The organism is Fusobacterium ulcerans (assembly GCF_003019675.1).
GTDB lineage: Bacteria > Fusobacteriota > Fusobacteriia > Fusobacteriales > Fusobacteriaceae > Fusobacterium_A > Fusobacterium_A ulcerans.
In genome coordinates, this window is the sequence record NZ_CP028105.1 from 1,063,187 (window position 1) to 1,077,319 (window position 14,133).

Annotated in this window: 15 protein-coding genes; 1 reads left to right on the plus strand and 14 read right to left on the minus strand. The window is 27.3% G+C overall.

The features are described from left to right. Positions 1-68: 68 nt before the first annotated feature. Positions 69-1,406 carry an MATE family efflux transporter gene (locus C4N20_RS04785; protein ID WP_005979514.1) on the plus strand — a complete coding sequence of 446 codons (1,338 nt, stop codon included), beginning with the start codon at positions 69-71 and terminating at the stop codon, positions 1,404-1,406. Positions 1,407-1,591: 185 nt separating this feature from the next. Here the strand turns inward: C4N20_RS04785 and C4N20_RS04790 are convergent, their stop codons facing one another. From C4N20_RS04790 to C4N20_RS04855, 14 genes are all read right to left on the minus strand, one after another. Next, positions 1,592-1,915: a hypothetical protein gene (locus C4N20_RS04790; RefSeq protein ID WP_005979516.1), complete on the minus strand. Its 324-nt coding sequence runs from the start codon at positions 1,913-1,915 to the stop codon at positions 1,592-1,594. A gap of 240 nt (positions 1,916-2,155) precedes the next feature. After that, on the minus strand, positions 2,156-3,334 hold the full coding sequence (locus C4N20_RS04795) for a hypothetical protein (RefSeq protein WP_145959527.1): 1,179 nt from the start codon (positions 3,332-3,334) through the stop codon (positions 2,156-2,158). Between the two features lie 190 nt (positions 3,335-3,524). Next, positions 3,525-3,998, minus strand: coding sequence for a 2-C-methyl-D-erythritol 2,4-cyclodiphosphate synthase (gene ispF / locus C4N20_RS04800; RefSeq protein WP_167537215.1), 474 nt, complete (start codon positions 3,996-3,998; stop codon positions 3,525-3,527). A 7-nt stretch (positions 3,999-4,005) separates the two neighbouring features. Then, positions 4,006-5,004 (minus strand): D-glycero-beta-D-manno-heptose-7-phosphate kinase, encoded by a 999-nt coding sequence (rfaE1, locus tag C4N20_RS04805; RefSeq protein WP_005979522.1) that lies wholly within the window; start codon positions 5,002-5,004, stop codon positions 4,006-4,008. A 20-nt stretch (positions 5,005-5,024) separates the two neighbouring features. Next, positions 5,025-6,716: a secretin N-terminal domain-containing protein gene (locus C4N20_RS04810; RefSeq protein ID WP_005979524.1), complete on the minus strand. Its 1,692-nt coding sequence runs from the start codon at positions 6,714-6,716 to the stop codon at positions 5,025-5,027. Continuing rightward, on the minus strand, positions 6,713-7,546 hold the full coding sequence (locus C4N20_RS04815; RefSeq protein WP_005979526.1) for a hypothetical protein: 834 nt from the start codon (positions 7,544-7,546) through the stop codon (positions 6,713-6,715). The genes C4N20_RS04810 and C4N20_RS04815 overlap by 4 nt, the downstream gene beginning before the upstream one ends. Continuing rightward, positions 7,530-8,762: a hypothetical protein gene (locus tag C4N20_RS04820; protein ID WP_005979527.1), complete on the minus strand. Its 1,233-nt coding sequence runs from the start codon at positions 8,760-8,762 to the stop codon at positions 7,530-7,532. Before C4N20_RS04820 ends, C4N20_RS04815 begins: the two co-directional genes overlap by 17 nt. Then, positions 8,755-9,270, minus strand: coding sequence for a hypothetical protein (locus C4N20_RS04825; RefSeq protein ID WP_231940486.1), 516 nt, complete (start codon positions 9,268-9,270; stop codon positions 8,755-8,757). Before C4N20_RS04825 ends, C4N20_RS04820 begins: the two co-directional genes overlap by 8 nt. A gap of 61 nt (positions 9,271-9,331) precedes the next feature. Next, positions 9,332-9,934: a PulJ/GspJ family protein gene (locus tag C4N20_RS04830; protein WP_005979531.1), complete on the minus strand. Its 603-nt coding sequence runs from the start codon at positions 9,932-9,934 to the stop codon at positions 9,332-9,334. A 7-nt stretch (positions 9,935-9,941) separates the two neighbouring features. Beyond that, on the minus strand, positions 9,942-10,379 hold the full coding sequence (locus C4N20_RS04835) for a type IV pilus modification PilV family protein (RefSeq protein ID WP_005979533.1): 438 nt from the start codon (positions 10,377-10,379) through the stop codon (positions 9,942-9,944). Beyond that, entirely contained in the window at positions 10,376-10,828 is a 453-nt protein-coding gene (locus C4N20_RS04840) for a prepilin peptidase (protein ID WP_005979535.1), read from the minus strand. Before C4N20_RS04840 ends, C4N20_RS04835 begins: the two co-directional genes overlap by 4 nt. A gap of 12 nt (positions 10,829-10,840) precedes the next feature. After that, on the minus strand, positions 10,841-11,317 hold the full coding sequence (locus tag C4N20_RS04845; protein ID WP_005979537.1) for a type II secretion system protein: 477 nt from the start codon (positions 11,315-11,317) through the stop codon (positions 10,841-10,843). 25 nt (positions 11,318-11,342) lie between these two features. After that, positions 11,343-12,524, minus strand: coding sequence for a type II secretion system F family protein (locus C4N20_RS04850; protein WP_106878558.1), 1,182 nt, complete (start codon positions 12,522-12,524; stop codon positions 11,343-11,345). A gap of 12 nt (positions 12,525-12,536) precedes the next feature. Continuing rightward, positions 12,537-14,132, minus strand: a complete 1,596-nt coding sequence (locus C4N20_RS04855; protein ID WP_005979544.1) for a GspE/PulE family protein — start codon at positions 14,130-14,132, stop codon at positions 12,537-12,539. Position 14,133: the final 1 nt, after the last annotated feature.

The window sequence follows — 14,133 nt, forward strand, 5'->3', positions numbered from 1 at the left end:
TAACTTAAGCCGTCAATTATTTATTCATATTGTTAGCTAGCATACAATTTTCAGGAGGAAAAATATTTATGAACGACAAAAAATCTTTATTCACTGATGCTCCTATATCAGAAGCAGTCACTAAAATGGCTTTACCTTGTGTAATTTCATCTTTAATTTTAATAATATACAATATGGCAGATACATTTTTTGTAGGACAGACACAAAATGCTTTTCAAGTTGCAGCTGTATCTCTTACTAATCCTGTTTTTGTTCTCTTTATAGCGGCAGCTAATCTTTTAGGGATTGGGGGAAGTGCTATGATCTCTATTTTGCTAGGGCAGAATAAAAAGGAGAAAGTTAAATCTGTTTCATCATTTTGCTGTTATGCTTCTATTATTATTGGTATTTTAAGCTGCTTACTTATTTTAATATTCATGAATCCCTTATTGAAGCTTTTAGGAAGCAGTCCAGATACCTATCAATTTTCAAAAGATTATTTATTCTATATTGCTTTGGGAGGTCCATTTATCTTATTTTCAAATGCTTTTGGGCATATAGTTCGTGGAGAGGGGGCTTCTAATATTTCTATGATTGGCGGTTTGATTGGGACTATAGTTAATATTATTCTAGACCCTATATTTATTCTTACTTTAAATATGGGAACTGCTGGAGCTGCTATTGCTACAGTTATTGGAAATATAGCTGGATGTCTTTATTATCTGTGGTATTTTAACAAGGGGGAATCTTCTCTTTCTCTTAACCCTTGTTATTTAGCTGGAGAGAAAAAAATAATGCTCCAAACAACTAATATTGGAATTCCTTCAGGTATAAATTCTGCATTAATGAGTGTATCTACTATATTATTCAATAATGTAGTTGTCTCTTATGGAGATACTCCCCTTGCAGCTATGGGAATTGTTACAAAGATTTACCTGCTAATTGTTTTTATTCATATGGGAATTTCAAATGGTGTTCAGCCGCTTTTAGGGTATAATTATGGCTGCGGAAATCATAAAAGATTTTTTTCTATATTGAAATTTAGTGCCCTATGCACAGTAGTGCTTGGAACTATTTTATCTGGAGTATGTATTGTATTTCGTTATCCTATTATAAGGCTGTTTATAGATAATACTTCTGTTATTAACTATGGAGCAAAAATGCTGATGGCAACTTCACTGGCTGGTCCTGTTCTTGGAATACTTTTCCTATGTATCACAAGCATACAGGCATTAAACAATCCTTTTTCATCTACTATGCTTAGTGTATGCAGACAGGGAATATTTTTTATTCCATTACTGTATGCTCTTAATTTCCTCTTTGGTTTGACAGGGGTTATTTATACGCAGACTGTTACTGATTATCTTACAGTTATTATATCTGTATTTTTTCTTAAATCTTCTCTAAAGAAAATGAAAAACTTATAATTTTACAAATAATCAAAAAACTAGATTAAATACCTAATAATTACAGCAGTTAATTATTTTAATTGCTGTAATTACTGAAATATAATAGTGAAAATATTATTTTATGAACAAAATAAATAATAAATATCTTTATGAGAACTTTCTAAAATTATATTTCTCTTTAACTATTTATTAATATTTTTTCTTTAACAAAGCTCAGTTTCAAATTTTTCTATAACCACTCCTTCTCCTACCAGATTTTTTCCTTCTAAAATAAAAAATTCTGCCCCTTGTATTAATTTACTATAATCTACAGCCTCTGTATAAATAGGCTGAACAATTCCCAGTATCTCTTTTCCAAAAACAAAATCCTCTCCATCTACAAATTGTACCCCTAGATATTCAGAATCATTTTTTATTACAAAATGGGGTCTATAATTTCCAGCAGAAAATGATATTTTAGTCATTCTTTTTGCTTCAAAAAATTTTATTTTTACATATATACACATTTTATTTTCTCTATAATTCATAAATTTTCCTCCTATAAAAAATATGAGGATGACTCATAAGCAGAATTTTATTCTAACTTTTCAATCATCCTCAACTTAATATTTTTTAGCAAATTATATCAATAATTTTATTAAGATTTTAGTAGTAAATTTAAGCTACTCAACTCTTTTTTTATTATTTCTGAACTATTCACATCTGAGTAGTTACATAGTTTTAATATAATAAAAAACTTTTCTAGACAAATTATAATTTTTCTATTTTTATTCTTTAAAATAATTTTCATATTTTTCAAAAATACTATCTTCATCTTCTTCTAACGCTTCAATTGAAGGAATTTTTTTCAAAATACTTAAATTTTTTCCTAATATTATTTTAATATAAAATCTTAATTTATCTCCTATATATTCAAAATCAGAATCAAAAATTTCCCAATTGTTGTCAAGAGACCTTTTATAAAATTTCATTACATTTCCTAAGGCAGCATTAGAGGCATGCGCTTTACTAATATTTCCTGTTACAACTCTATCCGAAAAATATTTAGCCACTCTGTAACATAATGTAATTAATTTTACATAACTTACTTCTCCTACTAATTCATAAAATTCTGAGCTTGTATTCTCTGTCAACCGTAATTCTAATTTTCTTTCTTTCAATAATCTTTCAAATTTTTCTAATGCGTCTAAATAAACTATTTCTTTTAACATATTTATTTTTTCTTCAGGGGAAACATGTTCAAATAACATTAAAATTTTTTCAGTATCATTAGCAACTTGAATAAGTCCTTCCAAAACTTTAACATTTATATCAAATAAAGCTGAACTTACATGTATAGTACTAGGAAAATTTTCTTTTAAAAATGAATTTACATCTGTTTTAGGAGAGATTGATATTATTTTTTTATTTTCTAACATTCTATAATCTGCTAGCATTTGTCTTTCTTCGTAATCATTCCAATTAGGACTTAGTACATTTTCAATAAAATTATAATTTTTTCTGATAAGATAAACAAGAGCTATTTGTTCTTTAAAAGTTAAGTCTCCAAAACTTATTTTTTTTTCAAATCCATACCATTTTAATATTTCTTGTTTCTTCTTTTCAATTTCTTTATTTTTTTTGTTTTGGCAACCTAAACACTTACATTTTTTTCTAAAAATATTTGTTGAAACTATATGTCCACAATATTCGCAGTAAATATTTTTCTCAGCTAAATCTGAAGCTGATCTCGAAGAAATTTTTTGATATAAATTACTTCCACAATATTCACATTTTTCTTCTATCATAAAAGCTGGTAAAATTTTTATTAATTCAGAATCACTTGTATTTATATTGTATTCAGATAAAATATCAATTATTCTATACTCTTTATTTTTATATTTTTCAATTACTTCTTTAACTTCTTTTTCACTTAAATGTGACAATCTTATATCTATTTTTTCCACAATTTCACCATTCCATTTCAAATAATATTTTCCTTAATAAACAACACTATATTTCTGTAATATTTTTCTGTGAATTAGTATTTTTATTATTCAAATATTTTTGAAATATATTTTTAAATTTATTTTTCTTTTATACTATTAGATATTTCTTTAGTATATTTAATAAAAAAGCATATCACTTCTTTATAATCTATTTTTCTAAAAGTACAACACAGTAAGATTTTACTCCGCTTTCATCTCCCGTGAAGCCTAATTTTTCCTCAGTAGTAGCTTTTACACTTACCTGTTCTACATCTATTTCCAGCACTTCTGCAATTCTTTTTCTCATAGCTTCTATATATGGTTTTACTTTTGGCTTTTGTAAAACTATTATAGAATCAAGATTAATTATTTTATATCCTCTTTCAGCAATTAATTCTTTTACTCTTTTTAAAAGTATAGTACTATCAATATTCTCATATTTCATATCTGTATCTGGAAAATGCTTCCCTATATCTCCAAGAGCCAATGCCCCAAGCATTGCATCCATTACTGCATGAACTAATACATCTCCATCAGAATGTCCCAATACCCCTTTAGTATGAGGTATTTCTACTCCACCAAGCACCAGTTTTCTTCCCTCTGTAAGCACATGGACATCATATCCGTTTCCAATTCTTATCATTATATCACTATTCCCATCTCTCATAAATTCTATTATAGAATTCAAGTATTTCATCTTTAGTTACAGTAGAAGTTCCCATTTTTCCAACTACTACCCCTGCTGCTGTATTTGCTATCTTTGCAGCTTCATGCCAAGATACTCCTGAAGCTCCTGCCAATGTAAATACTGATATTACTGTATCCCCTGCTCCTGTTACATCGTATACTTCCTTTGCAAAAGTTGGTATAGTTACAACTTCATCATTATCTAAGAAAAGGCTCATTCCCTCTTCACTTCTAGTAAGAAGAAGATTATCAAGCTGAAGTTTTGCTTTAAGTTCTTTTCCTACTGCTTCCATATCATCTGATCTTTTCATTCCAAGACATTCTAATGCTTCTTTTCTGTTAGGTGTTATAGATGTAGCCCCTGTATAGTTCACTGCATTTTTAGGTTTAGGATCTACTGTTACTATCTTTCCTTTTTCTCTGCACATTTTTACTATCTCTTTTGCTACCATTGGAGTAAGTACTCCTTTATCATAATCTGAAAGAATTACTGCATCTAATTCATCTATTTTTGATTCTATATTTTTAAGGAGAGCATATTCTAAAAATGTAGATATTGGTGTAATATCTTCCCAGTCTATTCTTAATAGCTGTTGGTTCCCTCCAATTACTCTTCTTTTTACAATAGTAGTTCTATCTTTGCTTCTTATCAAACCAGATACATCAATATGTTTGTCTGCAAAGGCACCCATAAGTCTGTCTCCATTAGAATCACTTCCAATAACACCAAAGCAGATAGTCTGTGCTCCTAGAGAAGCCAGATTATTAACAACGTTTGCTGCTCCTCCCAAGACAAATTTCTCCTCTAATACATTTACCACTGGTACTGGTGCTTCTGGAGATATTCTATCAACACTTCCATAGATATAGTCATCCAGCATTAAATCGCCAACTACTCCTATTTTTATGTTTTTAAAATTATCCAGTATTGTTTTCAAATCAAAGTTATTGTTTTTCTCCATAAAACTCTCCTTGCTTCCTGCTAGAACACAGGATATATTTTTCTCTCTTCTATATCTTTTATTTTTTGATGCAGTTCTGTTTTATCAAAACTGTCTTTTTCCCAACTGTCTTTTTCTATATCAACTTTTAATTTTATATATATGTCGGTTATTTCTCTTTTTACAGATTGATTTTTAAAAAAAATATTTATTACAGGAAGTGTTCCCAGAAAAGGTATTCTGCTGTCTAAATTCTGTACCACTGCTCTTTTGAGCCCACCTATAAAAATGGTCTCCCCATCTTTCATTTTTACAGTAGTCTCTATACTTCTTCCAATTTTAGAACCACCTTCTGAATTGTACGTTCCTCCATCAGAAGATATATTTTCCTGCTCACTTTTTTTCAATCTAAAATTACTTACTTCTATCATTACTTTCAAAAATATTATTCCATTTTCTTTGATCAGAGGTTTTACTTTAAGTATTATTCCTGCTTCTCTAAACAAAGGAGTATATGTAGTTTTTTCTGTATTATCATTTTCTTTTTTCTCTTCTCCTACTATTACCTCTTCTGTTATTTTAAACTCTCCCTCTTCTCCATCTGCTACAAGTATAGACGGCATAGCACTTATTACCAGATCTTGAGTAGCCTGTAAGAGATTTATTCCCAGACCAAGTATATCATTTCCATCATTAAACTGTCTTATGAGATTTATTCCAGAGCCAAAACTTACTCCTGCTCCTTCAACTGCTGCTTTTCCAATCAATGAAATATCCAGCCCTTTATTTTTTTCTATACTTCCACTATTGCTGTACAGCCAATCAAATCCTAGATTTTCAAAGAGATTATCTGTTACATCTAGTATCTGCGAAGTTATTCTCACCTGCTGTATCTCTTTATCTAATTCTTTTACAAGTCTTACAGCTGAAACAGTGCTGTCTTTTTTTCCTACTATTATAATTATATTCATTTTTGGAATAGATGATACCCTTATACTTTCTCCAAAAGAATTTTTTAATATAGCACTTACTTCATCTGCGGATATATTTACCAGTTTTATTCTTTCAGTATAGAATTCTTCCCCATTAATAAAAGTTTTTTCCATAATATCATTGATATCTTTTTCTTCTTTTATCTTTTCAGAATTCTTTTTGTCTCTTTCCATAGAAACTGTAACAATATTTATATTTTTATCAATATTTATTATTTGACCTGATGTAAGAAATCCCTTCTTCTCAAATTTTACCACATATATTCCAGGATTCAAATCATTTATGACAAAGTTTCCTCCATATGTTGTATATGTTGGATTAGAAGAACTTTTTTGAACAGTTATTTTTACTCCTTCTATTCCTTTGTCATACCCTTCTATGAGTACTTTTCCTCCCAAGGCCATTTCCCCAGAAATATTAGAATTTCTTTTTGATAAAACCAACATTTCATTTATAGTGCTTATTTTTAAATTATTAGTTAAGGTAATTCCTTCTAATATATTTTCAAAATTTTCTCCCTTTGCAAAAAAAAGATCCAGAACTATGTCCTTAGCTTTATCATCTGCTATTACAGTCATTCCACTCTCTTTAGAAATCACTGCCAGAGCATCTGAAAGAATAATGTTTTTTAATTCAAGTTCCTGCTCAAGCTTTATTTTCTTTAAAGGAACCTTTTCCATTTTACCATAAATATTATAACAAATAAAAAAAATTAATAAAAGTACAAGATTTTTTTTCACATTTTCTCCCCATTATTTAAAATCGTTTCTTCTAAATACATCTCATTGTCTTCTATTTTTAAAATATACCATTTCCCCTCTTTTTTTATTTTTTCTCCATCAACAAATATCTTTCTTTTGGCATTTTTAAATTTTAATATTATATATGTTTTGTTATTTATTTCAATTATATTTTTTTCTGTTAATATATCTTTTTCATTATATTCATAAAAAATACTTTTTCCTGCCATATTTTTTATATTTTTCTCTTTAGGAGTATCATTAATAATATATCCTGATATTTTCAAATTGAATTTTATATCACTTTCATTTTTTTGCAATTGAAATGGTGCATCTGTAAAGGAGATTAAATTTTCTGATCTTTCCATTTCTCTAATCCAACTAAGGAGATTTTTTTCTTTTCCTGATAAAGAATATGGAATATAAACTTTCCCTCTTTTCTCCTTTCCTGTAGTTCCATTTTTTTCTATTCCCCCTATAATTTCAATAGTTATTCTATTTTCTTTTGACTTTTTATATATAAATTCTTCCATCTCTCCAGAATTTTGAAATCCTTTTTCTAAAATATTTTTCTCATATATTTCATATTCAATTTTTTCTTTTTCATTTTCTTCATATTTCTTTTGATATATTTTTTCTATTTCTTTTAATTCCTTCTCTGCTTTTTTTACTTTTACCTCTAAAGATATTTTCTGCTTTTTTCTGTTTTGAATTTCATTATATGGCTCTACAACTAATTTATATGTTATAATAAGCCAGATACCAATAAAAATAAAAGCTGTTCCCTTCTCTTTCCATTCTGAAAACTGAAAATTACTCATTATTTTCATTCTTCACTCCTATATCCATTTGAAACTCATATTCATTTTGCTGTTTTTTTATATAATCATGATTCAAGTGAATAAAATTATTATTTTTTAAAATAGCTTTTTCAAATTCATAGATATCTTTCTCTTCCAACGATTTCCCAATTATCTTCAATTTATCTTTCCCATTATATTCTATTCCCTCAAAATTTATCTGTGATGATTTACATTTTTTCAGTTCCTCTAATACTTCATATATTTTAAATTTTCCAAAATTCATTTTCTTCATTAATTTGCTTTTTTTCTCTTTAAAGTCCTCAAAATTCTTTATCTCTTGCCTTTTCTTAGCTATTTCTTCTTTAAAGTTTCCCAAGTCTCTTTCATATTTTTTTATATTTTTCATCTCTTTATCTCTTATATTGATTAAAAGAAAAAACAGCAAAAATTCTGCAACCAAAGTTCCAAGCAAAATAGATATTCCATATTTTATATATTTTCTTTGCTCCATTCCTCTTTTACATTCCACTGGAATAAAATCAAAACTTTTATTAAAAGTTATCTCATAATTTTTCCAATTCTCTATAGATATTTCTTTTTCAGAAAGCTCACTATTCTCCAGCAAGTTTTCCAATTTCCTATCTTTTTCATAAATAGTTATTTTTTCTATGTCATCAAAATTTTTCTCTTCAATAGAAAATGTAATTCTTTCTAGCAACTCATTAAATTCTTCTTGTGAATTTAGTATTTCATCTCTTTCTATATCAATAGTTACTATATCTTTCAATATATTATTTTTAAAAATTACAAATGTAGTTCTGGCTAATCCAATATCTAAAAAAATTTCATTTTCTTTATTAAAATCTGAAAGATATTTTAAAAGAAAAATTGGAATTATTCCTTTAAGATCTATTTTTTTATCCTTTACCTTATTTGTTATCTCATATATCTTTTCTCTTTTAATGAGTATTATTACACTCTCTTCCATCCCATCTCTTTTCCCTAAAGAAATCTCTTTTTCAATGTAATCTAATACTTCATAATTTATTATTCTATTTTCTAGCTGCTCCTCTATTTCATATTCTTTTTCTCTCTCATCTAAATCTTCTTCTAATGATATTTTAACTATTTCAAAATATTCACTTTCAAGCACCAGAATTCCCTTTTTTATATCTTGGTTACTTTCTATCTCCTCTAAAGAGAAAAAAATATTCCCTTCTCTTTTCAAAAGTTTATTAAACATTTTCTGATATCACAAACTCCTTTACATATTCAGCATCTGGCTTATCTATATCATCATTTTCAAATTCATATTCTAAATTTATTACAACAGTAAATATCACTTCTAAATCAAGTTCATCAGATTTAATTATTTTCTCGATTTTTACTATAAATTTTCTTTTTTCTACAAAATTACTTTGAAGCTTTTTTGATATTTTTTCATATATATCTCCATTATTATTGGGATATATTGTTTCAGAGTTATTATACAAAATTTTTTGAAGAGTATATCCTCCATAGCTCATCTGAAGAACTTCATTTTTATTTTTCAGCCATATTCTTTTTTTACTGCTGCTCCCAGCAAAAAAATCTATACTATTTTCATATTTTCCTTCATTTATATATCTATCTATTTTATATAGTTCATGATACGCTAAAGTATGTAAAATCTCATTTTTTTCTTTATTTTTCAAACTCTCCAACCTGCTTATTAACTTTTTACTTCTAGTATGAGTCATTCTATATCCCACAAGGAAACTTCCCATTAAAAAAGTAATTAAAAAGATTGTTATTAAAAGCAAAAAAGCCTTTTTATTCATATTTTTTCCCTACAAGTTCATACCCTCTCAGTATTTTTTTTATTTTTCCATTTTCATTTCTTATTTGTAAATTTATTACTATTCCTTTTCCATCCTTTTCGAAATATCCCTCTACTTCTTCCAAAATATTTTCTGCCCTCTCTACAAAAATTTTTTTATTTAACAAGCTGCATTCCATAACTTCCAGACTTCCAGTATAAAATCTATAAATAATATATTTAGAAAAAACCACTTCATTTTTAACATATGGTATTTCTAAAAATATTAGGCTTCCCTTTTCAGCTTTTCTTTTAAAAAACTCTTCCCTCAATGGACTGTTAATATATCCTAAAGGTTCAAATATTTCTTTTCCATTATTTAAATATTCCTTTCCTATATATTCTTTATTTCCAAAACCGCTTTCTCTTATATCTTTCTCAATTATTTCTATTATTCTAGAAGTATTTCTTACTGTATTACTTTCATTTACAAAAAAATTTTCTGTTCTATAGATAATTTTTATAACAGGAAACGAAAGAAGCATAAATATCCCCATTATGCCTAGGGAAGTCATTGTTTCAATAAGAGTTATTCCTTTTACTTTTTTCTTATACATTTTTCTCCTAGTAATATTCATCATATTCAGATATTAATTTTTCTTTTTTTAATATCATGTTTTTGCTGTGAAGTTCTATTTTTAATCTTAAAAATTTTTCTTCTTCAATTTTATTTTTAAATACTACTTTATCTATTGAAAGTAGTATTTTTTTATCCTCTTTATTTTTATATAGAAATTCTATATCACTAAAAACTGAATTAAAATCTTTATTTTTTTCTATTATATATTCATGATTTCCTAGATTTAAAATTAAAAATCGATATCCTTTAGATATTATTTTTCTTTCCAATAAATGAAAATTTTTCTCATTCTGCTCTATCTCCATATATTTTCTATTTGTTTTTAACATTTCTCTGTTAAATTCCATAAGAGGAAGTATGGTTATTAAAAACAGACTCATAGATATAATCACTTCTATAAAAGAAAAAGCCTTATCTCTCATACTTTTCCCATAAAAAAAATATAATAAAAAGATATTAAAAGAAAAGGAGAGAAAGGAATTTCTCCCTTTACTGCTTTTTTCTTTATGATATACCCTATTCCAAAAATAGCTGCTATAACAAAAGCTCCAAGATAATAGATATATACTGTATAAAAATTGCTATATCCAAGTATATATCCAACTCCCATCATAAGTTTTATGTCCCCAAACCCCATAATCTCTTTTCCTGCAATATCTGACCCATAGCCATAAAAAAAGAGCAGAGGAAGAGTGTAAACTCCTGCTCCGATTATCCCGTTTTCTATTTCGTATATATCTATTCCTCTGTAACATACAGCTCCTACAAAAAAGATTATATTTAATGTATTAGGAATATATAGTTTTTTTATATCTATTGCCAATATAAAAAAAGAAACAGCAAGAAGAAAAATTATAAATAAATTTTCCATATTTTTCTCCTTTTAATATTCTATCCATTTATTTCCCTGAACATCATATACCTGCTCTTCTGTAGGAGCAAACCAGATATACACTCCATCTCCTCTTTTAGCTATCTCATCATGATATGGACTTTTAAAAGTAAATTTCATTTCCCCACCAAAAGTTATCTTTCCTTTCTCATCTTTTCTGCTGCCTCCAATTTGTATTTTTCCCTCTCTTAGTATTACTTCTGCTTTAGGATCTAAATAAGGCAATAAATTCTCGATAGCTTTTTTATCATCTGCTTCGCTTGGTTCCACTGTTGTAGTCAAAGCTTCTCCTTTTTCTATATAATATAATTCTGCTGCTGTTCTCATAGCTCCCAGATATGATACGGCTTTTGTGTCCCTTCCTTTTGCTAACTGTACTCTCACTTTAGGTGTTACCAGACTTGATAATATTCCTACCAATGCTACTGCTATTATCAGCTCAATTAATGTAAATCCTCCATTTTTCATTTGCTCTCCTCCAAGTTTTTATATTTTATTTAATTATATCTGATAAATTAAATACGGGAAGGTAAATAGCTATTATTACAGTTCCCAATATCACTCCCAATATGATTATCATTATTGGCTCTACCAAAATCAATATTTTTCCTATATAGTTTTCTAACTCTTCTTGGCATAACTGAGAAATTTTATGAAACATATTTGCCAGCTCTCCACTCTCTTCTCCTATTACTGCCATCTTTTGATATTTATCTGAGTATATTTCTACTTGTTTAAGAGAATCTGCTATTCCCACTCCAGAAATAATACTATATCTCATATCTTTTATATCTTTTTTTACAACAGTATTGTCAAAACTTTCTTCCATAAGTTCTAATATTTCCGTTATTATCATTCCTGATTCCATCATCAGTGCTAGATTTTTTGAAAATCTTATAATTATATTTTTAACTAAAATATAATTATATACTGGTATTTTCATTATAAATTTATCATATCGAAACTTTCCTTCCAGATTACTTTTTATTTTTTTTTTTAAATAAATTATTAATGTCGATATACATATTAATAAAATAGTTATATAGTGAATATTTTTACTTATTTTCATTAAAATCTTAGTAAGAAAAGGGAGTGTTGTTCCACTTTCATTAAACATTTCCACAAAATTAGGAAGTACATAAACCATTAAAAATATTATCACTATCATAGAAAAAACTATTACTATGCAAGGATAAAAAAGTGCCTCAACCATCTTTTTCCTTATTTTATTTTCCAGCTCCAGATTTATAGATATCCTCTCTAGATTTTCAGTAATTTTCCCTGATATTTCTCCCAAATACAATAAATCTACATAAAAGTTTCCAAAAATATTTCTATAATTTTTAAAAGCTTCCCCCATAGAATTCCCATTTAATATATCTTTCCTTATTTCAGATATAATTTCTCCTAATTTACTATTTTCATATTGATTTTCTTGAATTTTCAAAGCTTCTATTATGCTTATTTTACTTTCCAGCATTATTTTTAGCTCTCTAGTAAAAGATAGTATATCTACATAAGATATTTTTTTATTTTTCTTCAATATTTCAAATTTGATCAGTATCATTCTTTTACTTTTTAAAAACTTTCTAAATTCTGCCTCAGTGGAAAATTCCTTTTTTCCTTTGTATTTTTTTCCTCTTATATCATATGCTGTATATTTATATTGCGGCATTTTCTCCCTCTTTTAACACTGTCTCAATATCTCATCTAAAGATGTTATTCTCATCTTCACTTTTTCTATTCCATCTTCTACAAGCTTTTTCATTCCATCATTTAATGCTTCTTTTTCTATTTCCTGAGCCGAATTTCCTTTCTCTATCATTTCCTTTATCTTCTCATTTGGTTCAAATATCTCAAAAATTGCTGTTCTTCCTTTATATCCGCTGTAGTTGCAGCTTTCACAGCCTTTTCCAATATAAAACATATTTTCATGATATTTTTCATAATCGTGTCCTAAAAGTTGTATTTTAGCTTTCCATTTTTCATCTTTTTCCTGACAATGAGGACATAATTTTCGTACTAATCTTTGAGATAAAATAGCTATAAGTGAAGCTGATACCATATATGGCTGTATTCCAATATTTAGAAGCCTATTTATTCCACCTATAGAATCATTTGTATGAATAGTTGAGAGTACAAGATGTCCTGTGATTGCAGCTTTCACTGCTATTTCAGCAGTTTCCTGATCTCTTATCTCTCCTACCATTAAAATATCAGGATCCTGTCTGAGATATGCTCTCAATACAGATGCAAAAGTTCTCCCAATATTATTTTTACATTGCACCTGATTTATTCCATCAATTTCATACTCCACTGGATCTTCCACTGTAGATATATTGACTTCTCCTGTATTAAGTTTTTTAAGCAGAGCATAGAGAGTACTGCTTTTTCCAGAACCTGTAGGTCCACTGATTAAAAATATTCCATTTTTTCTATTTAATTGAAATAATAATCTATCATAATCTGACTTTTCCATTCCTATTTTATCTATTTCAAATTCTATTATCTCTTTATCAAGTATTCTTATTACAGCCTTTTCTCCATTTATTACAGGCATTACAGATACTCTAAAATCTATTTTTCTTTCTCTTATTTCTAAATCAAATCTTCCATCTTGGGGCATTCTTCTCTCTGTAATATCTAAGTTTGATATTATTTTTAATCTTGAAATCATAGGAGATAAAAGTTCCAAAGATATTTTTTCTGTTTCAGTAAGTATTCCATCTATTCTATATCTTATTCTTATATAATCTTTTCCTGGCTCGATGTGGATATCGCTGGCTCCCCTTTCTACCCCTTGAATTATTATTGCACTTAGGCCTTTTACTACTATTGGACTTTCTATTGATAGAGATTTATATATATCTTCACTTTCTCTTTTCTCATTTTTATTTTCTTTTTTTTGAAGCTCTTTAAATATATTTTCAATATCTTCAGTATTTCCATATTTATATATTTTTTTAAATTTTTCTATCCCTATTAAAAAATTCTTTTTATCACAAAATAAAGATATTACTTTTAGCTTGAATTTAATATACAAAATATCTAAAATATCCTTTTTTAAACTCTCAAAAAGTATTAAAATTATCTTTTCTCCATCTGCATAGCATGGAAAAAAATTGTCTTTTATCATATTTTTATCTAAAATATATTGAATAGTTTTATTTTTAAAAAGCTTTTCATCTAAAATATATGTCTCTTTTCTTATGTCCTTTTCTTTTAAGATTTCCAAAAATATTCGATTTTTTTCAAATTTCATATTTTTAACTATGTTTTTCACT

Coding starts and splice junctions, on each gene's coding strand:
- ispF (WP_167537215.1), bottom strand. CDS start 3,998: ATGATAAGAATTGGAAACGGATATGATGTCCATGTGCTTACAGAGGGA.
- C4N20_RS04840 (WP_005979535.1), bottom strand. CDS start 10,828: ATGGAAAATTTATTTATAATTTTTCTTCTTGCTGTTTCTTTTTTTATA.
- C4N20_RS04830 (WP_005979531.1), bottom strand. CDS start 9,934: ATGTATAAGAAAAAAGTAAAAGGAATAACTCTTATTGAAACAATGACT.
- C4N20_RS04835 (WP_005979533.1), bottom strand. CDS start 10,379: ATGAGAGATAAGGCTTTTTCTTTTATAGAAGTGATTATATCTATGAGT.
- C4N20_RS04820 (WP_005979527.1), bottom strand. CDS start 8,762: ATGTTTAATAAACTTTTGAAAAGAGAAGGGAATATTTTTTTCTCTTTA.
- C4N20_RS04785 (WP_005979514.1), top strand. CDS start 69: ATGAACGACAAAAAATCTTTATTCACTGATGCTCCTATATCAGAAGCA.
- rfaE1 (WP_005979522.1), bottom strand. CDS start 5,004: ATGGAGAAAAACAATAACTTTGATTTGAAAACAATACTGGATAATTTT.
- C4N20_RS04790 (WP_005979516.1), bottom strand. CDS start 1,915: ATGAATTATAGAGAAAATAAAATGTGTATATATGTAAAAATAAAATTT.
- C4N20_RS04815 (WP_005979526.1), bottom strand. CDS start 7,546: ATGAAAATAATGAGTAATTTTCAGTTTTCAGAATGGAAAGAGAAGGGA.
- C4N20_RS04850 (WP_106878558.1), bottom strand. CDS start 12,524: ATGCCGCAATATAAATATACAGCATATGATATAAGAGGAAAAAAATAC.
- C4N20_RS04845 (WP_005979537.1), bottom strand. CDS start 11,317: ATGAAAAATGGAGGATTTACATTAATTGAGCTGATAATAGCAGTAGCA.